Below are 25759 nucleotides of genomic sequence, written 5' to 3' on the forward strand. Positions count from 1 at the left end.
CGCCGGACTGTTAATCCGTAGGTCCCTGGTTCGAGCCCAGGTCGGGGAGCCAAGACACAAAAGGCCCGCAGCGATGCGGGCCGTTTTCATTTATGCCGCTGGTGGGGCGAATATTAGACGGTTGTCTAATATTTTCCGGTTCCCCCGCCCCGCCCTCACCGCCGGATCGCGATGTCCCGCAGCGTGCGGCACAGCCCCATGAGCATGACGGCGATCGCACGCCACGCGCTGCGATCTTCCCTCAGCGCGGCGATCTTGTCGCGCAGCCGCGCGCACTCAGGGCACGGCTGCGGCCTGCTCATCGATCCAGTGCTGGAGCCAGACGCATTGCAGTGTCGCCGCCTGACAACGCTCTGTCAGCGAGCCCGGAGCTTCGGTGGCTGCATCTCCACCGGGATCAGGTCCAGCGTCGGCAGCGGCTGCATCAGCTCGGCTGGCGGTCGGGGCATCGGCGGGCACTGCACTGCCACCGGCACGTGCTGAACCGGCGGTGAGGCGCAGGCGGTCAGCAGCGTGCAGAGCGCGCAAGCGATCGACAACGACACCGTAGGCGGTATGAGTCTGGGCATTGATGGTCTCCTGTCGTGTGATCTCGGCCTCGGTTCTGGCCTGTGCCTGCCGGCCCTGGGCGGCCACCTCGGCGCGGAACTGTGCGAATGCGGCGACCAGGTCGTCGCGAGCCTCGCGCTCGGCCGACAGACCGCGCGTGTATCCCCAGCCAGCCGACGCCGCGACCAGCGCGGCCAGCGCCAGCCAGAGCACCCACGAGGGCAGCGCGCGCACGAAGGTGCCGGCGATCACGACAGCACCCGCATCGCGGTCTGGAAATACCGGCGCCGGTCCTCGATGCCGTGTGTGCCGCCGTTGATCTTGCGGGTGACGGCCTCAATGTCGTTCGCGTCCGCGAGCGGTCCGATCTTCCGGTCAGTCCAGTACCAGGCGGCAGCGCGCGCGCCGACGTCGGGATCGGTCAGCAGATCCGGCTGCTCGATCAGCGGCAGGCCGAGCGCCTGGCCGCAGCGCGCGTAGTTGCTGCGGCCGGTGATCTGGATCGGGCCGCGGCCACGGAAGCGGAAGCCGTCCGACGTGCTCTCTGCGCCATTGCCATTGCGACCGGCATAGACGTAGCTCGCCAGCAGCACCGGCGCCCGCACGAAACCGCGGGCGTCACGTTTGCCGGCCGGACACGTCGGCTGCTGCGGGCTGGGCAGCCAGAAGCGGGACGGCCAGACTGCCAAGATGCGCCCCGCGCTGGTGTAAGTCAGCGACTCAACAAGCCGCGTGAATTCGGTGCTCTCGTGAGCGAGCTGGGCAAGCAGGTGTGCGACCTGCAGCTTCGATTCGATGCCGAACTCGCGCAGCGCTTCGTTCAGGCCGGCGGTCCATGCGATTTCGTCCGGGCAGCGCGGCACGATGCGCATGAGCTGGATAGGAGAGAGGATCATCGGGTCATCCTCCGGTCCGAAACGATCAGCCCCGCGACGCTGACCAGCAGCGCCTGTCCAGAAAACGGCAGGTCCGCGGCTACCGCGAAGGCCGAGGCGCCAAAGGCGGCCAGCGACACGGAGAACGCGAAGAAGCGCGGCAGCATGCCCTTCCAGCCGTCCGGTGACAGGTGGCTGGCCAGGCAGACCACGCGCACCAGCACCACCACGGCAGCCGCAATGCCACAGACGTGCAGCGCGTCCATCACAGCACCCCGCCTTGATCGACGCGCGCCGCCGCTACGCGCAGCAGGATGGGGACGAGGGTCGGCGACAGCACGCCGATCAGCAGCGCCATGGGTAGCCGCAAGGCGTCCACATTCATCCCGCTCAGGTAGCCGGAGGCGACGGACGCGGCGATCGGAGAGCCGTATCCCGCGAGCAGGCCGGACAGCAGCACCGCACTGAATGCGCGCGAGCGGGTGCGCACGGAGCGCAGCCACATGCAGACCAGCAGCGCGCCGAAGAGGCCAAGCCCGAGCGCGTCCGTCTGGGCGCCCAGCATGGCGACAGGCAGCACCGTGAGGGCGCCGGCAGCGGCCCCTGCCGCGGTGGCGGTGGGTTCAGTCATTGCGTCTCCAGAAATGGAAAAGCCGCCCGAAGGCGGCCTGATGGGCTGGGGTGGAACGACCGCTACCAGGTGATGGCGGCGAGCTGCTCGCGCGTGGTGGCGGCGAGCGCCTGATCCTTCAGTTGTCGCGCCCGGAAGATCTGCGCTTTTTCGTGCAGTCCCGCGGCAACGCCGAGGCCGGCAAGCTGGGTGGCGTTGAGCGTGACGAGGCTGTTGTCGAAGGTGATCCAGTCGGTTTCGAAGGCGGGGTTCAGCAGAGAGAGTGTCACGGCACCATTGATCCGCTGAATGCTCTTGGCGTCGGAGTCGAAGCGGGTGCCGTTGAAGTCAAATCCGCCGACGATGGCCGCGTCGCGAGCCTGCTCGATCTCGAGCATCTTGCGGCCACGAAGTTCGTCTATCGACGCCTCGTCGGGAGACTGCAGCAATGGAACTCCGCCGTCTCCGGGAACAATTCGCAATCCGGAAGACATCCCGGACAATAGCGATACGTGCTCGTCGGCAGTGATATTTACGGCATCTTGAGGAATGCTGTCTCCATGAACGCGCGTCAGGTAGAAGCCCCCGGTTTCAGCAGAGTATAAAATTCCCATAGACCACTCCTCCTTTAGTGCCCAACGGCGAACCAGAATACGTTTCTGGATGCGCCGGACTGATTCCAGACGCGCTCTGACACTAGTGGGGTAACGTTCTCGAAAGTTATGGCGCCAGGGCTCGGGCTGTTCCCGATCGCTGAGAATGCGTACCGGGCATTAAGAAATGAGATCGGGTAGGTGATGGTTGCACTCGCGCCCGACGCCACCGCCGAGATGTTTCCCCATTGAATGATCAAGCCGCCCAGCCAACTCGGCAGAACTACATATCCAGCCGGCGCGAACAGAGACTCGAACCCTGCAACGCTAGCAATGTTGGACATCGCACTCCGGATCCACGACGTGGTCGCAATCTTCCCCGAGTTGTCGCTCGAATCAGTTGCAACATCGCTGGGTCCGAACGCCCACAACGCCCAGTCCGACGGGTTGGAGGCTGGCGTCTTGTTGGTGTTTGCGGTCAGGGCCTGATAAGTCGAACCCGTCGGGCCAATGACGCGGTCGCCGATGGCATACGTCTCCGCGGCGTCCCAATCAGACAGCCCGCGACGTACGAGGTAGCGGACGCCGTTCATGCAGTAGTTCAGGATCCAGTTGAAGCGCTGCCGCGACGGCGGCGTGGCGCCCGCTGGCCATCCGACCTGAATCTCTGCGTTCGTTGGTTGGACGGCGTCGCCACTCTCCGCCCACGGCGGCAGGACGTCCGGTTTCGTGATTGCCATTTAGAACTCCTCTGCGAACAGGCCACCGACCTCCGGCAGCCCTTCCTCACCGAATGACAGAGCGTTTGCCTGTCCCTCAAAACCGAAGTAGCGCTCGCTGTTGAACATCACGCGGCGGCTGATGCGAACGCCGGCCGGCCGCGGCAGGATGTCCAGGTTGGCGATGATTGCCCGCTCCACCAGCGTCAGATACCGGCCGATGGCAACGCTGATGGTCATGTCGCCCGGGTCGTCCAGCGCGACCAGTGCCCCGCCGAAGATGAAGGACAACGAACCCAGCAGCTCGGCCGTCGTGCCTTTGGACATGTCGCGAGCGATGCGCGCGAGGATCAGCGTCCGGTACTCGGCGTCGCCAAGCACCGTCGTGGCCGTATAGTCCTCGCCCTCCTCGTACCAACGGCCGCCGCCCGACGGGTTGTCCTCTTCTCCGAATGGCAGCGCCGCTGGGTTGCCCGAGAAGCCGAAGAACTGGAGCAGCAGAACGTTCGGGATCAGCCGCGACTGGCCGATCCACAGGCCGATGATGTCGAGCTGCGCTCCGACCGCCGTCTCGACGTCGAACGCATCCGGAATCGAGCGCGTGACGTCAGCCGTCATGGCCAGTGCACCGGTGACGGCTCCGGCAGTCGCAACGAAGCGCGGCGCCGTCCGGTGCTCGCTGGTGATCAGCGCGGTGTAGTCGCGGGCCACGATCAGGTCACCACGGTGATGGCGATGTCGGCCACGTCACAGGCCGCAGCCTCATCGAATGCCAGCACGACGTTCGACGTGCCGTACGCACCGGCATCGCGCGCGACCGTCATGGCCGTGATGGCGTAGGTCATGCCCACGCTGTCGTTCCCGAGGTTCGCCGGTACGAACAGCTTGCTGTAGAGAACCGATTCGCCGATCGACAGGCCGTTCAGGTAGTCGGCGATCGCCTGGCGGATGCGCGGAAGGATCGCCGACGAGTAGCCGGTGAGCGCCTGGATCGTCATGTTGATCTTGATGTCGGCGACGGTTGGCCGGCTGAAGCGGATGATGTGGCTGCCGCCGAACGCATCGGCGACCGATTGCACGATGTCGCCGGCCGTCCCGGTTCCCGGCGTCTTCTTGATCGCGATGGTGTTCGCGATCGCCGCCACGTCGCCACCTTCGACGATGAGGGCGATGTGGTGCCCCGGCACGCCGTTGGCGTCCGGCGTATCGCTGTCGTTCTCATAGCCGCGCAGGCGTGTCACGCCGGCCAGGTTCGCGACGCTGCCAACGATGCCTTCGAAGATCGATTGCGACGGCACCGCCACGCTCCGCGACTGGCGCAAGCGCAGTGCAGCATCCGTCTCGACCGGGCTTCCGGGCACAGCGGCCGACGGGTTGGTGACGGTCTGCCAGCCGAAGGTGGGCGTGGCGATCTTGGTGATCGTGCCGGCGGCGGCCTCGATCGCACCCAGCTTGACGCACGTAGCCGTCACGGTGATCGATCCGGTACCGGGGATGGTGACGGTGTCAGGCAGGCGCCACTGGGTGCCGTCGGCGTCAGTCACCAAGCCACCGGTGATCGTCGTGCCCACGGTGCCGCCGAGCAGCAGGTCCACCGTGGAAGCGGTCGGCACCAGCCGGCGGATGCCGTTCAGCTTCACGTTCAGACTGAGGGCGTGCCCCTGCGCGGTGGCCGGGCTGAATGAGTTGTAGACCTCGATGCACGCCGTGTTGCTGTCGTTGATGGCGGCGGCCACCAGCGCCAGGAACTGGCCGTCCTGCGAGTCGGCTTCCAGATACACGTCGGCGCCATAGATCGCGCGGTACTGGTCTTGAAGCCACGTCAGGATGTCGGCGAACTGCGGCGCGCGGATGCCGGCCGCGTCGATGGTCGGTGCAGTCTGGGAGGCCATATCAGAGGGTTTCCGTGATGGTCGTGGTGCCGTACTGCGTGCGCACCGTCGCGGTGATGGAGAGGGCGCGCGTGTCGCCGTTGAACTCGCTGCTGTAGCTGGCGATCTCGATCACGCCCGGCGTTCCAAGAATGCGGGACCGGACAGCAGCGTCTGGCGAGCGGCCGCGCACGCGCTTGCCCAGCACCTCCTGATTCCATGGCGTGCCTTCCTTGGCGTCGAGAAACCACTCGCCGCGCCACAGCGCGAGCCGCGTGCGAATGGCCTGGGCCACGGCCTCGGGCGTGTTCGTGTGAAAGGCGGCCTGCCCGCCGAGGACGTAGTCGCCGGCAGCATCCAGTTTCCGATAGCGCATGGTCAGGGGCCTTCGGGCGGGTTGATGGGCAGATCAACGTTCGTGACGGTCGCCCCGGTCTGCCAGCGGGTGCGCGTGTAGTTCGCGCCGCCGGTGTGCTCCCAGCGCTCGCCGAAGCCATTCACATCCCACGACCATGACTCGCGCGCGTGCATCTCGATGTCGGTCGCCTGGATGCGTACCTTGCCGCCGGGCTGGAGCTCGACATAGGTCTCGCCGTCGTCTGAGCGCAGTTGCGCAGCCGTAGTGCTCACGTTGAAGCGGCGCGGCAGCGAGCGCGGGCCCGGGATGGCGAAGCCGTCGGACAGGTTGTGCATGCGCAGCTCGGCCTGGCCCTGCACGCCGCCCTGCTGCCACCAGCTGTCGATGCAGCGGCTGCCGAACACCACCAGCACCTCGTCGCCGGGCGCGAGTGCGAAGGTCAGCGTCACGCCGCCGCCGCCCGGGAACACCACCGGGCAGTCCAGCAGCAACGGCATCTGCACGTCCTGCACGATGTCCTCCGGCGTGCGCAGCTGAGCGGTGATGGCCGGCTGCACGTTAGCGACCATGCGCACCGGGTCGAACGAATCGACGATGCCGGGCATGGCCGTCCAGAGGCGGGATTGCAGGCGTGCCATCGCGGCGCGGATTGCGGCCTGTTCGTCGCTGAATCTCTCTCTGCGATCCATCAGCCTCGCCTCTTGATCGCCGACACGACTGGAACGCCGACCGGCTGGGTCTTCAGGTACTCGGGGTCGATGGTGGCGTCGACCGACAGACAGGTCAGGTCGGAGTACCAGCTGTCGCCGCGACTGTCGCCGTAGTAGTCCGCCACCATCACGTAGTAGAGGCCGTCCGGGTTGATCGGGTTGCGGATGTCGAAGGTGTCGTTCTGGACCGTCGCGCCCAGGCTGATCGGCCGCCGGTAGCGCTGGATGCTCGCGTTGTTCAGCCGGATCACCTGGCCGATCTTCAGCGCGGGGTTCAGCAGCGCGCGCACCTTGATGCCGTTCTGCGTCTGCTCCGGAATGCCGATCATGCCGGTGGAGGCGTTGATCTCCGGCACGTCGCCCGGCAGGTATGCCGTCTCCGGCACCAGCTGCAGCTTGCCGTTCTGGATGCTCCAGTTCGTCAGCGAGTTGCGCGCCATGATGCGGAGTTCGTCCGCGCACTGGCCGAACATCACCTTGCCGCGCGGCAGTGGGTTGTCCGGCAGGTCCGGTGGTACATAGCCTTGAAACACGGCGAACGAGGCCATGGAGCCGAGCACGGCATCGAGCTGCCGGCGCTGGCCGTTCTCTCCGGCTGCCAGCGACAGCGCCATGGTCGAGTAGTTGTAGGCCCGGTCGCCGTCGGCGGCGTGGATGTCCAGATAGGTCTCGGTGCTGGAGATTCGACCGTACCGCGTCTGCTTAATCTGGCCGTCGAAGATCGCTCCGAAGTTGCCCTCGTATCCGGCTTGCAAGACCACACGCGTGAATTCGCTGCTCATCGCCTGCTGGACCGTCGCCGGCGCCGGGTTCGTGACGCGGATGTCGGCCGTGTTCGGCGTCTCGTTGTCGCCGCGGCGCACGCTGAAGTAGCAGCGCAGGTCCGACAGGTCACGCGCCTCTCCGCTGTCCGGCCCGACGATCAGGCTGAACTTGCGCAGGTACTGGGCGACGCTCATGCGCGGCCCGCCACATAGAACAGGAAGCTCTCGACGCCCAGATTGTCGAAGGTCGGCACGGCGTCCGGCGCGTTCTTGGTCTGGACCCACAGCCCGCCCGGGATGCCCAGGTGTTCGAACTGCTCGAGCAGGTTGCCTCCGGTGACCAGCGGCACGCCAGACAGCAGGGTGTCACCCACGTTGTTGGCCACGTCCATGACCCAGCCGGCGGCGCCCTTGAACGCGAGGTTCATGTTCAGGTCCAGACCTCCCAGCGAGATGCCGAAGCTCTGCGGCGTCGGCAGCGCCGGCACGCTGAAGAAGTCGCCCGGATTGATGCTCGTGGCGAGCGGGTTTCCGGTGGCCTGGCGCACCATGTCCAGCGGCGACACCGCGCCACCCGGAGAAGGCGTGGCCGGCACAGCCTGCACCGTGCCGCGGTCTTCCACCTCGGCGGTTTCCTCCGGGCTGGCCTGATCCTGCCGCGGCGGCAGCGTCGTCGCCTTGGTCTGCACGATGATCACCTCGCGACACGTCGCCGTGCAGACCAGGGCGTTGCCAGTCTTCTGGTCGCGAGTCACCTGGAGCGCGGTGATCAGCATGTTCTGGTAGCGGCGCGTCGTCGTGACGATCTCGAAAGGCGTGCGCGCCTCTTGAAGTTCGCGCAGCTGCGAATAGACGTCCGACACGTAGTCGGCGCCGCTCAGCTCACCGGAGAACAGCCGCTGTACGGTGCCCAGCAGCGCCTGCGGCGAGCTGTTCGACCACGCGCAGCGCAGGACCACTTCGTCCGGCTTCTTGAAGGCGTGGTCCGTGATCTCGGCGCCCAGCTCGACCGGATGCTCGGTGATCTGGACGGTCGAGTTGTGGATCTCTTCCAGCGTGGCCTGAATCTCGATGCCACCGATGCTCGATCGCGGCGTGAGCTGGATGAAGTCGAGCAGCGACATCAGTTCAGAACCGGCGTGAAGTTGCGCACCATGTCCTGATTCACGCGAGACTGTGCGTCGGCCACGCGGTTGGCGGTGGCCACCGGATCACCGGCGCCGATCACCTGAATGGTCGTGGTCTGGGCGATCTGGGCGGCAGCCGTTCCGCGGCGCGACGCCTCGGCATCGGTGGCCAGCGGGCGCTCGTAGTAGCGGCTCACCACCTCGCCGGCCTGCCGCGCGTTCTGGGTGGCGCGCAGCAGCGCACCGGCCTTCTGTTCGGAGCCCTGCGTCAGCTCGTAATGGACAAAGCGCATCTGCTCTTCGACGGTCGCGTCCTTCAGATCCTTGCCAGCCCACCGGCGGAAATTCGCCTGCCGATCCGGGTGCCACTGGGCGATGCCCACCGCCTTGCCGTTGTCGCCGACCGCGCGCGGGTTCATGCCCGACTCGGCTTGCAGGTTGGCCACGATGCCGGCCGCCTGCTCCTTCGACCACCCCATGCTCTGGAAGAAGGCCATGGGGTCCATGCCGCTGCCAGCCGGCGCACCGCCACCCATCCCGAGCATGTCATGAATGGCATCCTTGATCCCCAGCCACTCGAAGCCCTTGTCGAGCTTCGAAAATCCCTTCTCAAGGATGTCAGTCGGCACCATGGCCAGGGCGTCCTGCCCCAGCTTGATGAGCAGCCGCCAGCCTTCGATGATTTTGTTGATGATGGGCATGATGATCCGCTCCGCGTTCACCACCGCGGTGATGATCAGATCGACCACTTTCACGATCGAATCTGAGTTCTGTTCGAACCATCGCGCGGCGGCGTCCATGCGTGGTCCGAGCACGTCGATAAGCTTCTCGCCGATCACGGTACCCACTGCCGTGATGCGATCCTCGAGCGCGCGCAGCTTGACCATGAAGCGCTGCCCCGCCTCGGAGGCCGTGTCGCTGGCCTCGGCGATCTTCTTCTGGCGGTCGTACATCTCGGAGAAGGCCGGGTCTCGCATGGCGATCAGCAGGTCTTCCGTGATACCCAGCTGCTTGGCGTAGGCATTGGCGACCAGATAGTCCATGTCCTGGAACACCCGGGACATGTCGCGCAGCAGATCCGTGGTGTCGCGGATGTTGCCCTTGGCGTCGCGGGTCTGGATGCCGAACTGCTTGAAGAACGCCTCCATCACCGGGTTGTTCCGGATGCTGGAGGCCAGCCCGATCACGGCGCCGCGCGCCGACTCGACGGAAGCCCCGAGGTTCTCCGCTGTGCGTTCGAAAGCCTTGAAACCGGATGCCGAGGAACCGCCGTGCCGGGCAGCCCAGTACAGGCGCTCCATCTGGGCGGCGAACTTCGACACGCCAGCGGTGACCGCGACCGCTGCGGCGGCAACGCCGCTCATAAACCTCAGTACCGCCTTGTCGGCGCCGGCCATGAAGTCGGTGAATTTCTTCGCGCTGGCCTGATCCATCTGGAAGCCCAGCTTGACCAGGTACTCGCGGAGGATGTCTTTCTCAGCCATGTGCTCTCTCCATGCGCCGACGGGCGATGTCTTGGTTATCGGTGCGCACCAGCAGCGCGTCGTTGAGCAGGGCCACGTCGGCCAGGCTCATCGTTCCGTCGATCAGGGATTCGTACTTGCAGAGGCCGGCGAGCACGGGTGACAGCACCCAGTCCTCTCCGCCCGGGAGGGTCAGCCAGCCGCCAGCTTCGGTCCGCTCTGCTGGCTGGTAAGCAGACCGGCTATAAAAGGCCCGAGGTTGTCCTTGATGACTTCGACCACCAGCTCCAGGATCACGTCCAGGCCGAGGTCGTCGAACATGATCACGCCGGCCGACTGGTTCCAGACCGGCGCCCACGTGCCCGGCACGGTCTGCCGCTGAACAGCGCCCAGGCACGCCGCGAACACGTAGTTGCAGACGTCGTCCGGCAGCTCGGAGATGCCGCGTGCGAACGGCTCGGCCACCTCGGCGAATCCCAGCAGGTCGGCGCCGAAGCTGCCTTCCTTGGCCAGCTTCGCGAAGATCGGAATCAGCGTCGGGATGATGGGCATGATGCGGCGGTTCACGTGGAACGCCTGCATCGCGGACAGCTTGTTCAGGCGGTAGGTGCTCGCGCCGATGGTGTGCTCTCGCATGTCGGCTACCTCAGTACTCGCCCAGCTGGGTGTCGATCTTGATGCAGTCGAAGCCCCACTCGACGATGTCGCCGTCCTTCGCATAGGCGAGGTTCGGCTTGCGCTTGAAGGCGCACGAACGCGCCACGGTGAGGTCGCCGGCCGTCTTCTGGCGCACGGTGATGACGTTCTGCCCGTGCAGTGCGCCGTTCAGCGTCTGGGCGTTGTACATCGCCTGCAGCTTGAGGTTCGTCGGCGAGGTCTTGAGCAGCCGCACGGTGATCGTGCCGCTCTTGTCGGCGTGCAGGCTGTGCATGCCCTCGCCGTCGGCACCGATCAGCATGGTGTTCTTGTCGCCGGCCGGCTCGATCGTGATGCCCTCCTCGGCCACGGCCGCGCCGTAGCCCAGATCGACGATGCCAGTCGGGCCGACGAGGGTGGCGGCGACGTCCTGAAACGAATAGGTGCTCATGGTTCAGACCTCAGCGGTTCACGTTGATGATGGCGTCGACGAAATGCACGGCGCCGGCGAGCTTGATCGCGCACTGGATCACCGGCGCGCGGCGCGCCTCCCGGTCGGCCTGCGACTGGTCGCTCACGGGCGGTGCATAGACGTAGTAGCCGGTCGGCAGGAAGTCGCCCTGACGCAGCGTGCCGAAGCCCGGTGCGTTCCACTGTCCGGGGGCGATGAGGCCGTTCACCACGCCCTGTTCCAGGCGCTGGCAGATCGTGGTGAGGATGGTGTTGATGCCGGCGTCGGTCTGCGGGATCTTGGTGGTGGAGGTGTAGAGCAGGTTGTAGATGGCCGTCTGCACGTCGTTCTGGAGCCAGTCCGTGCCATGCACCTCGTCGAAGAAGTAGCCGTTGGCCATCACGCCTTCCTGGATGATGGCCGTGTCGTTGTTGTAGCGGACGAACACGTTGCAGTTCTTGCCCCGCAAAACCACGGCCTGGCTGGCGGTCAGCGTCTCGGCGGTAACCCCCGGCTCCTGCTTGAACTTGATGGTCAGCGTGGTGTTGCTGCCCTGGAACTCGACCGTGAAGGCGCGCCCGAAGATCGACGCCGCGGCGTGCTCGTTGCTGCTGCTGTACTGCACGAAGGTGCGCTTGTAGCCCAGCGCCTTCAGGCGCGACGCGATGTCGTTCGTGGTCACCGCGTTGAGCACGCCCGCGTTCTGCGTGGTGATGCCGTAGATGCGCGACAGGCCGCTGCCTTCGATGAACTCAGCGACGGCCACCGCCTGATCGTCGGTCGGTGCAGCCCCGCCGGCGATGTACAGGCCATACCAGGCCGAACTCATGTTCGCCAGCGCTTGCACTGCCGCCACCGGCGTTTCCGCGATCACACCCGGCGCCACATAGCCGCCGTTAGTGCTGCGCAGCTTGAACAGCTGGCTCACGTCGGTACCGGACGACGGCGCGGTCGCGAAGCTGATCGTCGAGGAGGCACCCGTGGTGCTGCTGGTGATCACGAAGCGCTGATTGACCGCATCCCATTCAACGGTCGCGCCGGTCAGCGCGGTGTCGAGAATGGCGGCCACGCCGGGTAGGTTCAGCGCGGCGATGAAATTCAGGCCGGTCAGCGACTGCTCGACACCATCGACGCTGATCTTCATCGCGCCGGTGGTCACGGCGGTGAAGTTCGTCAGGGTCTGCTCGGCTGCCGACAGCACGCCGCCGCGCAGCTTGCCGGCGGTCGCCGTGCGCGCCCACTTGCCCAGGTACAGGGTGGAGGGCTGCGGGGTCTGGCCGAAGTACAGGGCCGCGGCCTTGTATTCCGGGGCCAGAGTGCCGAAGTCGTCGGCCACGGCATCCAGCGTGGTGTAGAGCCGCAGGCGTTCGGTGGTGTCGATGACGTCGCTGTCGCCCAGGATCAGCAGCGATCCGAAGTCGCGCGTCTGCGCGGCGAGCGGCGCCAGCACCACCTGGACATTCACGATGTCGCTGACAGGCAGTCCGAGAGTGCTCATTGGTGTGTCCTCAGTTGGTGGAGTACGCCGGGTCGGCGGAAAGAATGTTCAGGATCGGGTAGCTGCGGCGAATGGCGCGGCGCAGGCGGACCGGCACGTCGTAGCGATTCACCCACTGCTGATTGATCAGCTCCGGCACGCGGCGCGCGTCATCGGCGTCGATGAACGCCACGCCCTGCGCGGCCAGTGTTTCGAGGTTCTGCGGCACTGCCAGTCCGTCGGCCAGCAGGCCCGCGAAGCGGTGAGCATTCGGACCGTAGAAGCTGGCCAGCACGCGGATCTCCTGATGCCGGGTGTAGCGGTCGAATCCGTCACCGGCAGCCTGGTGCTCGATCGCCGGGCCGGCATCTCGCGTCGATTCCACGACACCCACCGCGCACCAGTTCGTGCCGTGCTCCGGGTGGCGCGGGTGGCCGGGCTGGAACCGCGGCCGCACCAAATCACCCGACAGGCCGGTGATGCCGACCACGGCCGCCTGGATGATGTCGTCCAGTGCATCGTCTTCTGCGGGCGCAGGGGTGCCCGCCGGCTGGAGATATCCGCCGGTTGCCGAGCTGTTCGCCATGGAGTTACCCCTGAAGCGGTAGCAGGTCGCAGTTCGCCATCACGAAGCCGCGGCCGAAGTGCGACCAGTCCTGCACCGCCGACACCGTGAAGCGCCGACCCTGCCAGATCACCACGTCCGCAGTCTGGCCGGGTCGGCCGTCCTGCAACGCGAAGCGCGTGTGGATGATGATGCTGCCCACCGTGCGCTCGCCCTCGGCGATCCGCATCAGCAGGTCGCCCTTGTCGCTGGTCACGACGCCCGCGAAGGACGTCTGCGCCGGCGCGTTGGTGGCGCGACCGTTCGCGCCGATGGTCTGCGTCAGGCGCTCGCAGACCAGTCCGGTGTCCATGAAGTCCGGGTCGCAGAGGATGTCGGAAACGTCCAGCAGCGCCATCATCGCCCCCGGATCACGTAGTTGATCGACCTGCGCAGCTGCCCGCTGTCGATCAGGGGCCGCGCGCTCTCGTTGTTCGGCGCATTGCCGGCGGCCCGGCTGGCCAGTTCCAGCAGCGCGCCCTTCCTGCCGCGTGCAGCGCGTGCCCGCAGCGTGGCGGCCGCAAGTGGTGCGAAGTTGCCCGTGGAGATGTACCGCCGGATGCTGCTCTGCGCGGCCAGCCCCACGCGCTCAAGGTGACGCATGGCCAGGTCGTCGCGGTCATCCAGCGCCGCGCTGGCCGCCTTTCCGAGACCGGTGCTAATGCGCTCGCGCGCGGCCTCGATACCCGGCGCCATGAACGGCCGCGCCGGGATGTTCTGGGCCGGGCTGCCGTTGTCGTGGATGTAGGCGAGCGTCGGGTTGTTCATCGGCCCGTACTCGTCCTGATCGCGGTCAGCGGTGTCGCCGGGCACGCCGACCAGCACGTCACGCCGCGTGAGCTTGTCCAGTGCCTTCAGTACCGCGCCCATCTTGTCCGCCTTGCGGACGAGGACGGCTTTCACAGCTGGCGACCACCCATGCCGATGAGGCGCGCCCAGTACAGCAGCTCCACGCCGTAGGACGTCGCATTCCAGAAACCGCCGTCTGCCAGCGTCACCGCCGACGTGTCGTAGCTCGCCGAGACCTTGTCCACCGCCTTCGCGGTCTTCGGACCGGTGACCTCCCCCGGCGTGCCGCCGACACCTGTGGCCTGTTGATTGCGGCGACCGATGGTCATGTTGTGGGCCACGAACAGGCCGTGACCCATGTCCATGAGCTCGCCCCACACCTCTTCGAGCAGCAGCATTCCCGCAACCGTCAGGTGCATCTGAACCATTGCGTCCGGGTACTCGGAGGAGTCCGAGAACTCCGGGTAACGGCTGCGGAAACCTGCGACGTCCATCAGGCGGCTGCCTTCTTCTTGGAGGTGGCGACGGGCTTGGCAGCAGCAGCGGCTTCCGCTGCGGCCGCTGCTTCCTCGTCCGCGATCCGCTGCGCTTCCGCCTGTTCGGCGGCGATGCGCTGGGCCTCGGCTTCGGCGGCTGCGGCCTGCTCGGCTGCCAGACGCTCGGCCTCCAGATCGACGACCGGCGCCGGCTCGTGGCTGTGCAGCTGCACGTACCAGTGGCGGGCGTGCTCCGGCGGCACCTCCGCGCCCGGCTCGAAAGTCAGGCGCTCGCCGTTGTCCAGCGTCAGGACGCACTTCGTGTGAAAGGTCCGCATGGCCGTCTCCTCAGAGGCCGTCAGCATAGCCGACGGTTTCCGGATACACGAACTCGACGGCGCCCAGGCGGCCGAAGTAGGTCGTGAGCTGGCGCAGGTCGCGGTACTCGAGCGGCGTGCGCTGGAGCGGAACCAGCGGGAAGCGGACGCGGTCCTCCGCCTGCGAGTACGCCACCATACGGTTCGTGCCGCCGACACCGCGGCCGGTCAGCCACTTCAGCGGCTGGATGTCCAGCGGACGGCCGTTGATGCTGTTGCAGAGGCTGTTCACCTTCAGGAACTCCAGCACCGAGATGTTGCCGGCCGACGAGATCAGCGTGGAGACCAGGCGGCTGTAGTTCACCGGATCGACCAGCAGCTTCGACGGGCACACCGCCCAGGCGGACGCCGTCCAGACGTTGTTCAGCAGCGTATTCACGTCGTTCAGGATTTCCTGCGGCGTCTTGCTGGACCACAGCGGCGACGCGCTGGCGCCATTGACGACGTTGGTCGCGGTCACCAGCGGCGAATTCACCAGGCCGAACAGGTTCAGCGCGGTGTCGCCGATATAGACCTGCTCGTCGATGTCCATCTGGTACTTCAGCTGCATCGCGCTGAACTTCTGCTGGTCGATCGGGCGGCCCAGCTTCTGCGCGCTCTCCAGCTCCGGGATGGTCCAGCCCAGCTGCATCGCCCAGAGGGGCAGCGGGCTGGTGGTCTTGCCCAGATCCAGGCTGATACCGGTGATGGCGTTCGCGTCCTTGCCGACCCACGCCTTGCCGGAACCGGGCACGCCGTTGGCAGCGGCGAAGCTGGAGTTCGTGAAGCTGGAGAACTCGTCGGCGATGCTCACATCGCTGCGCAGGTCGATGTCGCGCGACCAGGTGACGGCCGCCAGCGGCTCGTGGATGCGCGGGTCCAGACGCTCCAGCTCGCCGACCAGGAAGACGCCGGCCGAGTCGATGGTCTGCGCATCGAAGGTCATCAGGCCGTCGCGGAATTCCACGCGACCGCGACGACGGGTGATCACGGACGGAGCCGGGATCGGTGCGAGAGCCGCGCCCATGGACGCGGCCAGGATGATTTTGCTCATGATGTGGGCTCCGCTCAGATGTTGAAGGCGATTTCGACGTTGCCGGAGGCGTCCGCCGCCGACATGAAGATGCAGCCGACCACCGCGATGGTGTTGGTGCTGTCGGCCGCCGCCTCGATGCCGCCGATGGGCTTACCCGCCGCAGCGGCTGCCACGCGGATATAGACCTGGCCGCCCGCTGCCGGGGTACCGGCGTTGATCTTCACGTTGGCGTAGCCGCTGCGCAGCACGTCGGCCAGGCCGGTGGTGGGCGGCACGCTGGTGCCCAGCGGGTCGCTGGCGTTCGCACCGGTGATGGGGTACGGGCGGACCAGCAGGCCATACACGGCGCTGGCGGCGTCACCGCTGCCGACCGGCACGAACTTGTTGCTGGCCAGCTTCCCGAACAGGCCGTAGCCGGCGAACGGGAGGGAAGAGTTGAGAACCTGCGACTCGATCTTGGCGGCGGACTGGCGGGTCACGTCGCCCGGGATGCCGGCAGGAATGCGGTACTGGTATGCAGCCATGGTGATGCTCCTCGGGTTAGCGGGCCTTCGCCCAGAATTCGCGGTTGCGCTCGTTGATGGACTTCGGGTCGGTCGCCCGGCCAAAGTCTCGGGTGGGGAGATTCCCCTTGCCGCGCTGCGCGTCGTTGTTCTTCACGCGCGCCAGCTCGGCGGCACCGGTGAAGACCGCGGGCAGCGCGTTACCGGTCAGCGCCTTGACCTCGCGGCCGGCCAGGAACGGCGCGACGCAGGCCTTGCCGCTCTCGCTCGCCATTGCCGTGGTCAGGGCGTTGCGCATCAGCGCGTCCACCACCGGAGCCGCGGCGCTGTCACCGGTCGGGATCTGGATGCCCGGCGCCAGAATCTCGGCGCGCGCGACGACGGCCTTCAGCGAGTCGCCGGACAGCACCTTGCCCTTGGCTTCGCCGTTGTGCTCGGCCGGCTCCGGGTCGAGAACCTCGTCGTCGGTCTTCTTCTTCGACTCGTCGTCCTCGTCGTCCTCGTCGTCCGGATCGGCGTCATGCGCGCGCGCCTTCAGCGTGGCGACATCGGCGGTCAGGGTCTTGAGCTGGGCGTTGATCGAGGCCAGAACAGCGGAGTCGCCGGTCGGCTTCTTCTTGCCTTCCTCGCCCTCGTCTTCCTCGTCGTCCATGTCTTCCATCTCGGCCTTGATCGCCTCGGCATCCTGCGCCTTCACGGCGGTCATCAGCCGGTCCCAGAAACTGCGCTTCTTCTTCGTCGTCATGTCAGGTACTCCGTCTTGAATTGAACAGCGCGGGCCGGCGCGGCCTCGCTCCACCAGCGCGACGTGGTTGCCCACGATGTTGAGCTGACGCCCGCGCCCGGGTGCCAGCTGTTCGTACTCGGCCTCGTAGCCGGCGCTCACTTCCGGCAGGTCCCGATTCACGTACTCGATGCCGTCGGCGTCGGTGATCACCAGATCCGCCAGCATCAGGTCGTCCTCGATGCCGTCACCTCGCCGCACGTTCTGCACGAACCCGATGGTCAGGTTTCGCCAGTTCTCCGGCGTCACGAAGCTCTCCGGGTGATTCACGGTGACCGGCTTGCCTTCGAACGACTTCAGCGTGTCGTCGCGGAAGACCTGATCTGCCTCGCGCTCGACGCGCACCAGACCGTCCGGGCCGCCCTTCACAAGCGGCTTCCCGTCCTCGCCGACCAGCTCTTCGTCGAGGTACAGCTGCACACCGGTGCGAGCGATCGGCACGTCGTGGCAGACGAGGAATCCCTCCGGCGTCGTGCTTCGCTTCTGGCCGAGCTGGTTGGTCGTGTAGTAGCGCCCGCGGTCGATCACCTGCACCGCGCGGCGGTCAGCGGTTCGGGTCATGGGGGGGCTCCGGAAATGAAAAAGCCCGCGCGCGGCGGGCTGTGGGGTTATCAGAACGTGTGGCTCAGGTTCGTCGCGTTGAACCAGTTCGTACCATCACACACAACCGGACGATTCTGCGGGATCGTTCCGCGCCCCGTGCCCGTGTTGAAACAGGCATTACCGGCCGCTTTATTCACGCCTGTCGCCCCGATATCAACACCGAGATTGGGCGCTTTGAAATTGATGACAGCCGAAGTCAGCGCGACAAAATCCACGCTTGTCCCGGTGAGGATTCGTGATCCGTCATTGATGTACTCGACCACCGTTCCGGCAAGCTCCGCGCGCAGCACGCCCAGGTTCATATCCGCGAACTTGGGTGAATTGCAAATAACAACGGTCATGCTTGTGCGCGCATTGACACCTTGAGGGACGCCGCTGTAATCGCCTCCGTCGATGATGACCTTGGGGGTTATGGTGGGGGTCGCATCAATGCGGACCAGCCCATCTACGCCAGTCGCCACACAGTTGCGCAGCGTGATCGTGTTGCACGACGAAGACGCAGCAGAAAGGATTAGCCGCAGCGCGCTACCGCCGAGGAACACGCAATCCTCGATCAGCAATTCCCTCGCAATCCCGCCGCCAGCGATCTCTGCAAAGTAACCCGTCGCGCTCGGCCAGCCAGCCATATCAAACCGCTTTCCGCGGAGGTGCAGCATTTCGACAACGCCACCGTTTGGGACTCGCACAATTCGAGTCGTAGCCGCATCAGGCGGAACAATTACGGACGGCGCAAAAATCACGCGGCCGGCGCGAGTCTGCACATCAAGAGCCGGGGCACCACGCGCTCCGATTACAGCCGGAGACACCTCAACGTCACCAAGTAGCGTAGACGCCGGGCTAAACCCCGATCCGTTCTTGATCGTCACCGCCGGGATAGCCCCCCCGGCGTATATCTCACCGCCGCTGATTTTGATGCCTCGTTGCGAGTACGTGTCGTCGGAGTAGATGACCGCAGCGCCGCTTCCTGCCGTCGTTGCGCGGCAGTATGAGTCAATGAACTCAACGCCGTTGATCACGCCCTTACACGGCATATACCCGATGAACGCGGCAGGCTCCAAGCCCTGCGATGAGATAGTGTCTTCGGCTGCTTGGCCGACGGCATGCACGCGAACGTTGCGCGACGGGCCATACACTTTAACCGTGTCGGAATTGACCGGGACAAACGACTCAACATACAGATCGCAATCTGCTGCGCCAGCCAGCATAGAGCCGTATTTGTAGACGTCCTTCGTCTTGATGTGGAACTCGCCCCGACTGACGAAAGCGAATATCGACGCCATGCGGTCCATGTCGGTCCCGCCCGGATTGTTCGCAAAGTTGTAGTCGAGAGACACATCGACATACGGGTTGCGGATGCAGCGCTTTGCGGTAACGGTGCCGCCCGGCCCTACAGAAGGGAGGAACGGCAGATCAACAACAATATTGTTCGCGTCAGTGACAGACGTTACGGTAAAGATGTTGTCCCACGACGCGGCAGGCGTACCGCCTTGAAGAACCACGTCGTCGCCAACTTGACGGCCGTGTCCGGTCCAGGCAATAGAAGCGGTGCGCCCAGCAGCCCAAGTGACGGTAACTGTAGCCCACGACTCGTCAAGCGGCGCCGTTCCGATAAGCAGCGTATTGCTGCCAGCGGCAGACTTGATAGTGGTTCCCGGCGCAGTGACAACATGCGCGTCATCGTCGACGAGGAAACGATCATTGATGTAAACCGTGCCGCCCGCGATAACCAGTCGCCCCGCCGACGCGAGATAGGCGGCCTGCAGGCGCGCAAGATTTGCCGCCGCATCAGATTCGGACGATGACAGCGCAATAGTCGAATACCCAGCCGCCCCCGCCACCGCGGCGGCGTAGTCCGGATCCACCGGCGGAATCCGCTTCGAGTCGGCCGGGTTCGCCGTGGTCGGGAACCCCGGATATGCCGCGCCAGCATCGGTGTAGGCCACCAGCACGCCCGCATTGAACATCGAGATCAGCACAAAGCTGTCATCGATGAACGGGATCTTCGAATCCAGCACGGGGGTCCGCTGCCCTGGCGGCAACTGCACCTGCTCACCGGTTCTGAGATTCATCACGACCAGGGACTGGCCGGTGTTGGAGATCAACATGGGAATCCCCTTCAATCAGGAATGACGGGCTCCGCGTAGCACCTGCAATTGGGCAGGCAGCCGGCGTGTCCCCGGAGGTTGTCGATAGTCGGCGGCTCGCCCCAGCGGACGAACCGGCCGTTCATGGCCTTGTGTGACGGCCGCACGTCGCCATCGCGGGCGGTGCGCCAGATGTATCCGGTGGAGCCCGCGTGCTCTGCGCGGGACTGGGTCAGCACGCTGGACGTGCGCGCCACCTCGGTCCGGGCGATCAACATCGCCCTGTTCTCTGCGACCTCGCCGCTGCGCATGATCTCGGCGGCGATCTCTTTTGCCCGGGTGCCGTCTTCCAGCCCCCGGATGGTCAGTTCGTGCACGCGCTGCGCGGCGTCCAGCGGCAGGCTCTTGATCAGCGTCACCTGCTGTCCCAGCAGCTCCTTCATGCGCTCGCCGGTCGGCGCTTCGAGGATCTCGCGGCGCAGCTCCGTCTTCATCTCGGCGGTGAGCACGCGCCAGTTCGCAAGGTCACGCGCGTTCGCGTCCGACAGCATCCGCTGCGCCACACCCAGCGCCCACGGCGTCAGCGCCTCGGCGTAGCGGCGCAGCATGTCTTCGATGGTAGGCAGCGCCTGCGGGTCACCGGCCGGGAACGCCTTGATCAGCTCGCCGACCTGCCGCGCCAGCATGCGCAGGCTGCGGCCGTACTGCTCTTCAGCCCGCGTTGCCCTCTGCGGCTGCCCGCGCTTTTTCCTGTCCAGCGTCAGGACCAGCGGCGCTGGGATCATCTGAGCCAGCATCGTTCTTCCCTTCCTGTCCGGGCGCGCCGGGCGGGACGTCACCCTCCATCGGGGGCGGCGGCTCGTCCTCGGCCTGCTTGATCAGCTCGTCGGTGATGTTCGACCAGGCGCCGGTGGTGCTCGCCATCTGGCGCAGCTCGCGCAGCGCCGTCGGCTTGTCGATGATCTGGCTGTCGTACGCCGCCACCACCGCAGCGGTGCGCTGATTCGTCACGGTCGCCTTCTGCTCGTCGGTCATCTGCCAGAGCGCGGCGAACTCGATGTCCCAGTCGTCCGGCGGCTCCTTCCCGAACACGGACCGGTACAGCAGGCCGTAGATGCGCTCCACGCCGGCGCGCAGCCGGGCTTCCTGCTGGGCGCGCACGTTGTCGTAGTAGTTGCGCAGGTCCGACTCGCCGGTAGCGTTCAGGCCGGCCGGCGACTGACCGAAGAGGCGCACCAGCGGGATGCCCGTCGCGCCGCTGATCTGCTGGCCGAACTGGAGCAGCACGTTGTCCAGACCGGTGAAGGTGTAGCTCTCGGTCTGAAACTCGTCCTTGGCATCCAGCAGCGTCAGGCCTTCGTTCGACTGGTAGCGGCGGATCATTTCGATGTTCGCCACAAGGCCGTTGAAGGCCGGGCCACCCATCGCGATGATTTCGCGCAAGCCCTCGATCTTGATCGTGCGCAGGTGCGCCTTATAGACCAGTTGCGCAGCGCCGGCCGTCGCGCTGTCGAACGGCACCAGCCTGTCCCACAGGCGTTCCACCACCGACTGCCCCCAGCCGTTCTCGGAGATGCGTTGCCAGTACGGCAGCTCGATGCCATCCAGCCGCACGACACGGCTGTGGTGGATGCGCATGCCCATGAGGCCGGACGCATCGGGGAGCACGTCGTAGAACCGCGGCTTGCCAAGCCCCGGCCCAAAATCCGTTACCAGATCCTGAAGACTGGGCTGGACCATCCAGCGATCGAGCGGCATCACGCCGCGGAACTGGCCCTTGCCGACCGACGCCATGCGCAGCGGCGTTTTCAGGTCCTGGCCGTCGATCATCAGCACGCCGATGGCGCCGCCGTAGAGGCGCGACCACTTCACGACCTCGCACAGCTGCGGCCACACGCCCAGCCGTCCGGCTTCCTTCTCGAGACGCTGAAGTTCGTCCGGCTCCATGTCGGACTGGATCTCGACACCCTCGCGGGTCATGTCCTCGGCGACGGTGTCCACCACCTGGCCGACCACCCAGCTTGAGCGGTACGCGAACTCCAGTTGCACGCGGTTGCGGCTGACCGGGTTGAATCCGTACTTCGCGCCATCGTTCGCGCTGCCCGCGCCGACGCCGGTGCGGGTCATGAAGTTCTGGAAGCTGTCTCCGGTGCGGATGCCAACGCCGGCATCGCGCGCCGCGGCTCGCAGCTTCTGTCGGCGGGCGCTCTGTCGGCTCATGTGTCTCATCCTTCCGCCAGCCGTGCGAACACCTCGAGGATGTTGCCCGCGGCCACCATGTCTTTCAGTGCGTCACACATCGGATCGATCTGGTCGTCGTGCGCATGCGTGTCGTTCGGCGTGAAGGCCTCGCACTCGGCGATGAACTCTGACACCCACGACGCTTCCTCGGGGATGTAGGCCCGCCCTGACTCGACGTAGCCCTGCACGTCCATCACCCGGGTCAACTTGTCCGTGTGACGCTCGATAGGCAGCACCGGGATGCTGCTGGTCATGGACAGGTCCTGAATCAGCCCCGTGCCGCTCGCCTTGTCTTCCACCATCAGCGCGCGCAGGCCGCCGTACTGCACCGTGTCCCAGGCGTTGTGCTTCTCCCAGAAATCGACGGTTCGACGCTTGAGCTCCGGCGCCATCCACTTCCCGCGGATGAGGTCGACGAGGTAGGCGTTGCCGTCCTCGCCGCGTCCCCAGCACTCCAGCACGCTGTAGTCGTTGTGTTCCTTGGTCTTCTGCGCCGTGTCGGCGTAGATCTTCCGGTACATGATCCGCGGCAGCGTCCGGTACCGGCGGAACCACTCGCCCCGCAGCAGGCCACCACCGAGAGGCGCCGGCCGCTGCTGGTACTGGGCGGCATACACGTAGCTGCTCGCCGATCTGAGCACCGCCAGTGCGCGCTCGTCGTGCTTCTCCGGCCAGAGTGCGGCGCCGATCTCGCGGCCCAGGGGGTCGTCCTCGCTGTCGCACTCCGCCGGCAGCGTGACGCGCTCCCACTGCTCGCCGTTTCCGCCACCGATCAGCCAGCCGGCCAGGTCCTTCTCATGGACCCGCTGCATGATCAGGATGATCGGTGTTTTCGCCGGGTCGTTCTTCCGCGACTCAAGCGTGTTCTGAAACCAGTCGATGACGTTCTGGCGCATCACATCGCTGGTGGCTTCGTCCGGCTTGTGCGGGTCATCGATGATGATCGCGCCGCCGAACCCGGGCCGGTGCTTGCCGGCGCCGTAGCCGGTGATCGTGCCGCCCGCCCCTGAGGCATACACGATGCCGTTCGCCGTGGTGCGCCACTCGCCCTTCGCGCTGCTGTCGGTTCGCAGCCGCGTGCCCGGGAAGATCTGCTGGTACGCCTCGTGCTGGATCAGCTCTCGCGCCACCCAGGCGTTGTTCGTCGCCAGCGCGCCGGAGTAGCTGGTCATGATGAACTCGCTGTCCGGCACCTTTCCCAGGCACCAGGCAACCCAGTTGATCACCAGCTCTGTCTTCGAGTACCGCGGCGGAATGTTGATGATCAGCCGCCGGCTCTCTCCGTTGAACACCCGCTCCAGCGCTGCGCAGATGACCCTGTGGTGCGGCGCCCGCATCCACTTGAAGCCCTTGCGCTGCAAGAACATCCAGCGGGCGAAGTAGTACAGGTCCTCCCGTGCCATCTGCGCCGCAGCGAAGCGTTCGTCCTCGCTGAACTGGCGCATGGTCACACCTCGTCGGCCATCCCCTTCGCGATCTCGCGGAACTGCTCAGGGGTCATCGTCACGGCCTGCACCGGTCCGCCGTTCGGGCCTGTGTGCTCCACCTTGTCCTTGAACATGCCGAAGTGCCGGCCCAGCAGCTCGAGGTTCTTCACCTTGTCCGGCCACTTGATCTTCTTCAGGATGCCGATCATCTCGCGCTGCTCGCCGCGGCCCTCGAACATCTCGGCCAAGTCGAAGCCGCTCAGGTACTGGCGCCAGACCTTCGGCCACTCGCTGACCGGCCTGATCGCCATGTCGTCGTCCATGATGTCCAGAACGTCCATCTGGTCGATCTCGATCATCCGCTTCAGCACATAGTCGGCATCGACCTCCGTGCGCTCGGCGCGTGCCTTCTTGGCCGCGGCTATAGCGGCGGCCACATCAACATTCCTCAACAGTCGCTCGCCCTGTGACGCGGCCGTCTTGGCGCTGTATCCGGCGCGGGTTGCTGCCTGGGTGGCGTTCAGGTCGATCAGGTACTCATCGACGAAGCGCTGCTGTCGGGGGGTGAGGTCCATGTCGGCACCTTTCCTGGTGACCGCATGCGGGGTGCGGTGGCCGTTTCCACGGCGAGACGTATGGTCCGCTTCCGCGGACAAGAGAAGGCCCCGGAACCGGCGGAAACCGGCCCCGGACAAGGACAGCAAGGAGGAGATGTCACGAACGACAGACGACAAAAAGCCCGCCGGGATCTCTCCGGGCGGGCTTTTGGTGCCTATCTGAAATCACTATAACCTTACATTTTCCGTTTTTCAACCCGGTGTGAAGCGATTCGACTTCCTTCTGTTCTCTGTCGCTGGTATCGCTCTGAGGTTGAATTCGCAGTGCAGCCCGCAGACATATCGGCTGACCAGCGGAATGATGTGGTCGACGTCATGAGGAATGCCTGTCTGGGCCACAAGTTGATCGCGCTGCCGATATATCGCGAGCATCGCCTCTCGATTCGCCCATGTTGGCGTGGCCAACCGATGAAGCAGGAACCTTCGTTCCCTTGGTGACCGTGCAGCTGCGACCTGCTCTGCCCAGAACGCCTTCGTCTCGGGATTTGTCCAGATGTGCCGATCGGTGATGCCCTGGATTCGATCCTGCACCCACTCCGTCCAGTCGATTCTTGACGTGCAGTCGAGACGCCTTGCCTCGATCTCCGCCGCAGCATCGAGGAAGACGCCAACTGGCTCCCCGGTGGTCGACTCGTACCACGACTTGAACTCCCGGCTATGCAGGCGCTCCGCCAGCTTTTGTTCGAAGGCTCGGCGCTCCGCCGCCTTGCGTCGGTCTCTTGCATCAGGCTCAGTTGTCCGATGCTTCCGCGCGTTGAGGCGTGCGATCTCCTGCTGCCACTCCTCCTTCTTGATGCGCTCGCGGGCGCGGCGTTCTTCGGCCGTCATCTTCACGATTCGACGATTCCCTTGGCTTTCAGCTTCGCGTCGATCGCCGCCTCGGCGCGGTTCATCGCAGCGGAGAAGTGCTTCCCGATTCGCTCCATGTACTCGGCGACCGTAGCTCTGCTCACGCCGCAGCGGTCCGCTATCTCCAGCTGGGTGGTCTTCACTCCACACGACTTCATCACGAGCATGCGGCGCATCTGGTAGTGGCTGACCTGTCCGGTCAGACCAGCGCGCAGCACGTACTGGATCAGCCATTCGATGGATTCCAACCACTCGTTCGCGGGTCGGCGGCCAGCGCAGCAAGGTGCGCGGCATTCGCATTGCTCTGTGCGCGGCGAGAACTTCGTGATCAGGAGGTGCTGCTCCTCGGGCTTCAGGGTCGCCACCTCCGCCCGGATCATCCCGGCCTGGCCGGCGCCATCCAGTCCGACCAGCCCCTTGCCGCTGCGCTTGGGGCCGTCGGCCATGCGGTTCATCACCGGCCGGTCGTACGCTTGATGGCTGAAGTTGAAGGCGAACACGAGCGCGGCGTGCGTGCTGGAGAACAGCGGTTCGATCTCTGCTGCAACTGCAACCATTACTCGCCCCCCGTCACTTCACGAATGACCACCTGGACGCCCGGCACCGCGCCGTAGCGCTTTCGCTTCGTCACCTCCACGACCTGCACGTCGTCGTTCCAGACCACGCCGTTCAAGCCGTCGAAGATCGCCTTCTCGACGTTGTCGATGTCCGGCTTTTTCGTAGGCAGCACCTGTCCGTCAAGAGCCTGGCTCTGCTTGCGCTTGGACCAACTGGCCGGGACCGGCAATCGGATATCCAGCCTCACGCTCACTGCACCGGCGATCAGATCGCGCCCGTTCATTGCGACCTGCCCGGAATGCGCCACAAGGCCCTCGTAGTTCGCCGTCTTCTCGGGCGTGTAGAGCTGCGCGAACTTTCCACCGCGACTCGCCACCTTCGGGCGGCCCTTTCCGACCGGGGCGCCAGGCACGGTAAAGCTGATCACGGCTTCTTCCTCGCCTGCCACAACTCGACCACCGCCGCCCTGACCTTCTCCAGCTCGTCCGGTGACATCGTGGCCGCCAGCGCGTCCCTCACATGCCGCGGCTGTTCCGAAATCCATCTGATCCTGCATCTCTTGCATCCCTCCCGATACCATCCCGATCTCCCGTTGTTCGCCACCGCCCTCGCGCAGCAATCGCAGTCCG

34 protein-coding genes are annotated in these 25759 nt (G+C 65.6%); all 34 read right to left on the bottom strand.

The window, feature by feature from the left end:
• Positions 1-155 precede the first annotated feature (155 nt).
• The 34 genes from IV112_RS08335 to IV112_RS08500 all read right to left on the bottom strand — a co-directional run bounded on the left by IV112_RS08335 (position 156) and on the right by IV112_RS08500 (position 25749).
• On the bottom strand, positions 156-302 hold the full coding sequence (locus IV112_RS08335) for a hypothetical protein (protein ID WP_304002800.1): 147 nt from the start codon (positions 300-302) through the stop codon (positions 156-158).
• Entirely contained in the window at positions 277-801 is a 525-nt protein-coding gene (locus IV112_RS08340; RefSeq protein ID WP_304002802.1) for a hypothetical protein, read from the bottom strand. The genes IV112_RS08335 and IV112_RS08340 overlap by 26 nt, the downstream gene beginning before the upstream one ends.
• The gene (locus IV112_RS08345; RefSeq protein ID WP_304002804.1) at positions 798-1445 is read right to left on the bottom strand and encodes a glycoside hydrolase family 19 protein; all 648 of its coding nucleotides are present in this window, start codon (positions 1443-1445) and stop codon (positions 798-800) included. Before IV112_RS08345 ends, IV112_RS08340 begins: the two co-directional genes overlap by 4 nt.
• Complete coding sequence (locus IV112_RS08350; protein ID WP_304002807.1) at positions 1442-1690, bottom strand: hypothetical protein; 249 nt, start codon at positions 1688-1690, stop codon at positions 1442-1444. Before IV112_RS08350 ends, IV112_RS08345 begins: the two co-directional genes overlap by 4 nt.
• A complete protein-coding gene (locus IV112_RS08355) occupies positions 1690-2055 on the bottom strand; it encodes a hypothetical protein (RefSeq protein WP_304002809.1) in 366 nt (121 codons plus the stop codon). The genes IV112_RS08350 and IV112_RS08355 overlap by 1 nt, the downstream gene beginning before the upstream one ends.
• Before the next feature lie 62 nt (positions 2056-2117).
• A complete protein-coding gene (locus IV112_RS08360) occupies positions 2118-2648 on the bottom strand; it encodes a DUF4376 domain-containing protein (protein WP_304002811.1) in 531 nt (176 codons plus the stop codon).
• A gap of 14 nt (positions 2649-2662) precedes the next feature.
• The gene (locus IV112_RS08365) at positions 2663-3367 is read right to left on the bottom strand and encodes a gp53-like domain-containing protein (protein ID WP_304002813.1); all 705 of its coding nucleotides are present in this window, start codon (positions 3365-3367) and stop codon (positions 2663-2665) included.
• On the bottom strand, positions 3368-4057 hold the full coding sequence (locus IV112_RS08370) for a DUF2612 domain-containing protein (RefSeq protein WP_304002814.1): 690 nt from the start codon (positions 4055-4057) through the stop codon (positions 3368-3370).
• A gap of 2 nt (positions 4058-4059) precedes the next feature.
• Complete coding sequence (locus tag IV112_RS08375) at positions 4060-5238, bottom strand: baseplate J/gp47 family protein (RefSeq protein WP_304002815.1); 1179 nt, start codon at positions 5236-5238, stop codon at positions 4060-4062.
• Between the two features lies 1 nt (position 5239).
• Complete coding sequence (locus IV112_RS08380; protein WP_304002817.1) at positions 5240-5593, bottom strand: hypothetical protein; 354 nt, start codon at positions 5591-5593, stop codon at positions 5240-5242.
• Between the two features lie 2 nt (positions 5594-5595).
• Positions 5596-6264 carry a Gp138 family membrane-puncturing spike protein gene (locus IV112_RS08385; RefSeq protein ID WP_304002820.1) on the bottom strand — a complete coding sequence of 223 codons (669 nt, stop codon included), beginning with the start codon at positions 6262-6264 and terminating at the stop codon, positions 5596-5598.
• Positions 6264-7244 carry a phage protein gene (locus IV112_RS08390; protein ID WP_304002822.1) on the bottom strand — a complete coding sequence of 327 codons (981 nt, stop codon included), beginning with the start codon at positions 7242-7244 and terminating at the stop codon, positions 6264-6266. Before IV112_RS08390 ends, IV112_RS08385 begins: the two co-directional genes overlap by 1 nt.
• Entirely contained in the window at positions 7241-8173 is a 933-nt protein-coding gene (locus IV112_RS08395) for a phage baseplate plug family protein (RefSeq protein ID WP_304002824.1), read from the bottom strand. Before IV112_RS08395 ends, IV112_RS08390 begins: the two co-directional genes overlap by 4 nt.
• Positions 8173-9573 carry a phage tail tip lysozyme gene (locus IV112_RS08400; RefSeq protein ID WP_304002826.1) on the bottom strand — a complete coding sequence of 467 codons (1401 nt, stop codon included), beginning with the start codon at positions 9571-9573 and terminating at the stop codon, positions 8173-8175. The genes IV112_RS08395 and IV112_RS08400 overlap by 1 nt, the downstream gene beginning before the upstream one ends.
• A gap of 79 nt (positions 9574-9652) precedes the next feature.
• On the bottom strand, positions 9653-9808 hold the full coding sequence (locus IV112_RS08405; RefSeq protein WP_304002828.1) for a DUF6889 family protein: 156 nt from the start codon (positions 9806-9808) through the stop codon (positions 9653-9655).
• A 23-nt stretch (positions 9809-9831) separates the two neighbouring features.
• Positions 9832-10275, bottom strand: a complete 444-nt coding sequence (locus tag IV112_RS08410; protein ID WP_304002831.1) for a phage tail assembly chaperone — start codon at positions 10273-10275, stop codon at positions 9832-9834.
• A gap of 10 nt (positions 10276-10285) precedes the next feature.
• Positions 10286-10726, bottom strand: coding sequence for a phage structural protein (locus tag IV112_RS08415; protein WP_304002834.1), 441 nt, complete (start codon positions 10724-10726; stop codon positions 10286-10288).
• Between the two features lie 10 nt (positions 10727-10736).
• Positions 10737-12224 carry a DUF3383 domain-containing protein gene (locus IV112_RS08420; RefSeq protein ID WP_304002836.1) on the bottom strand — a complete coding sequence of 496 codons (1488 nt, stop codon included), beginning with the start codon at positions 12222-12224 and terminating at the stop codon, positions 10737-10739.
• 10 nt (positions 12225-12234) lie between these two features.
• Positions 12235-12789, bottom strand: coding sequence for a phage neck terminator protein (locus IV112_RS08425; protein WP_304002838.1), 555 nt, complete (start codon positions 12787-12789; stop codon positions 12235-12237).
• A 4-nt stretch (positions 12790-12793) separates the two neighbouring features.
• On the bottom strand, positions 12794-13168 hold the full coding sequence (locus tag IV112_RS08430) for a hypothetical protein (protein ID WP_304002840.1): 375 nt from the start codon (positions 13166-13168) through the stop codon (positions 12794-12796).
• Positions 13165-13710 carry a hypothetical protein gene (locus IV112_RS08435; protein ID WP_304002843.1) on the bottom strand — a complete coding sequence of 182 codons (546 nt, stop codon included), beginning with the start codon at positions 13708-13710 and terminating at the stop codon, positions 13165-13167. The genes IV112_RS08430 and IV112_RS08435 overlap by 4 nt, the downstream gene beginning before the upstream one ends.
• A complete protein-coding gene (locus IV112_RS08440; RefSeq protein WP_304002846.1) occupies positions 13707-14090 on the bottom strand; it encodes a DUF4054 domain-containing protein in 384 nt (127 codons plus the stop codon). Before IV112_RS08440 ends, IV112_RS08435 begins: the two co-directional genes overlap by 4 nt.
• Positions 14090-14410, bottom strand: a complete 321-nt coding sequence (locus tag IV112_RS08445; protein ID WP_304002848.1) for a hypothetical protein — start codon at positions 14408-14410, stop codon at positions 14090-14092. Before IV112_RS08445 ends, IV112_RS08440 begins: the two co-directional genes overlap by 1 nt.
• Before the next feature lie 10 nt (positions 14411-14420).
• Positions 14421-15482: a DUF2184 domain-containing protein gene (locus IV112_RS08450; protein WP_304002851.1), complete on the bottom strand. Its 1062-nt coding sequence runs from the start codon at positions 15480-15482 to the stop codon at positions 14421-14423.
• 14 nt (positions 15483-15496) lie between these two features.
• Positions 15497-15988: a structural cement protein Gp24 gene (locus IV112_RS08455; RefSeq protein WP_304002853.1), complete on the bottom strand. Its 492-nt coding sequence runs from the start codon at positions 15986-15988 to the stop codon at positions 15497-15499.
• 16 nt (positions 15989-16004) lie between these two features.
• Entirely contained in the window at positions 16005-17312 is a 1308-nt protein-coding gene (locus tag IV112_RS08460) for a DUF2213 domain-containing protein (RefSeq protein ID WP_304002854.1), read from the bottom strand.
• A gap of 50 nt (positions 17313-17362) precedes the next feature.
• Entirely contained in the window at positions 17363-19459 is a 2097-nt protein-coding gene (locus tag IV112_RS08465; RefSeq protein ID WP_304002856.1) for a hypothetical protein, read from the bottom strand.
• Positions 19460-19470: 11 nt separating this feature from the next.
• Complete coding sequence (locus IV112_RS08470; protein ID WP_304002858.1) at positions 19471-20235, bottom strand: phage head morphogenesis protein; 765 nt, start codon at positions 20233-20235, stop codon at positions 19471-19473.
• Complete coding sequence (locus IV112_RS08475; RefSeq protein ID WP_304002860.1) at positions 20150-21658, bottom strand: DUF1073 domain-containing protein; 1509 nt, start codon at positions 21656-21658, stop codon at positions 20150-20152. The genes IV112_RS08470 and IV112_RS08475 overlap by 86 nt, the downstream gene beginning before the upstream one ends.
• A 5-nt stretch (positions 21659-21663) precedes the next feature.
• A complete protein-coding gene (terL, locus tag IV112_RS08480; protein WP_304002863.1) occupies positions 21664-23124 on the bottom strand; it encodes a phage terminase large subunit in 1461 nt (486 codons plus the stop codon).
• Between the two features lie 2 nt (positions 23125-23126).
• Positions 23127-23810, bottom strand: coding sequence for a terminase small subunit (locus IV112_RS08485; RefSeq protein WP_304002865.1), 684 nt, complete (start codon positions 23808-23810; stop codon positions 23127-23129).
• 105 nt (positions 23811-23915) lie between these two features.
• Positions 23916-24557, bottom strand: coding sequence for a hypothetical protein (locus IV112_RS08490; protein ID WP_304002867.1), 642 nt, complete (start codon positions 24555-24557; stop codon positions 23916-23918).
• The gene (locus tag IV112_RS08495) at positions 24554-25129 is read right to left on the bottom strand and encodes a hypothetical protein (protein WP_304002870.1); all 576 of its coding nucleotides are present in this window, start codon (positions 25127-25129) and stop codon (positions 24554-24556) included. Before IV112_RS08495 ends, IV112_RS08490 begins: the two co-directional genes overlap by 4 nt.
• Positions 25129-25749, bottom strand: coding sequence for a RusA family crossover junction endodeoxyribonuclease (locus IV112_RS08500; protein WP_304002874.1), 621 nt, complete (start codon positions 25747-25749; stop codon positions 25129-25131). Before IV112_RS08500 ends, IV112_RS08495 begins: the two co-directional genes overlap by 1 nt.
• Between the last annotated feature and the right edge of the window lie 10 nt (positions 25750-25759).

Origin of the sequence: Methyloversatilis discipulorum (genome assembly GCF_018780585.1) — a bacterium.
GTDB lineage: Bacteria > Pseudomonadota > Gammaproteobacteria > Burkholderiales > Rhodocyclaceae > Methyloversatilis > Methyloversatilis discipulorum_B.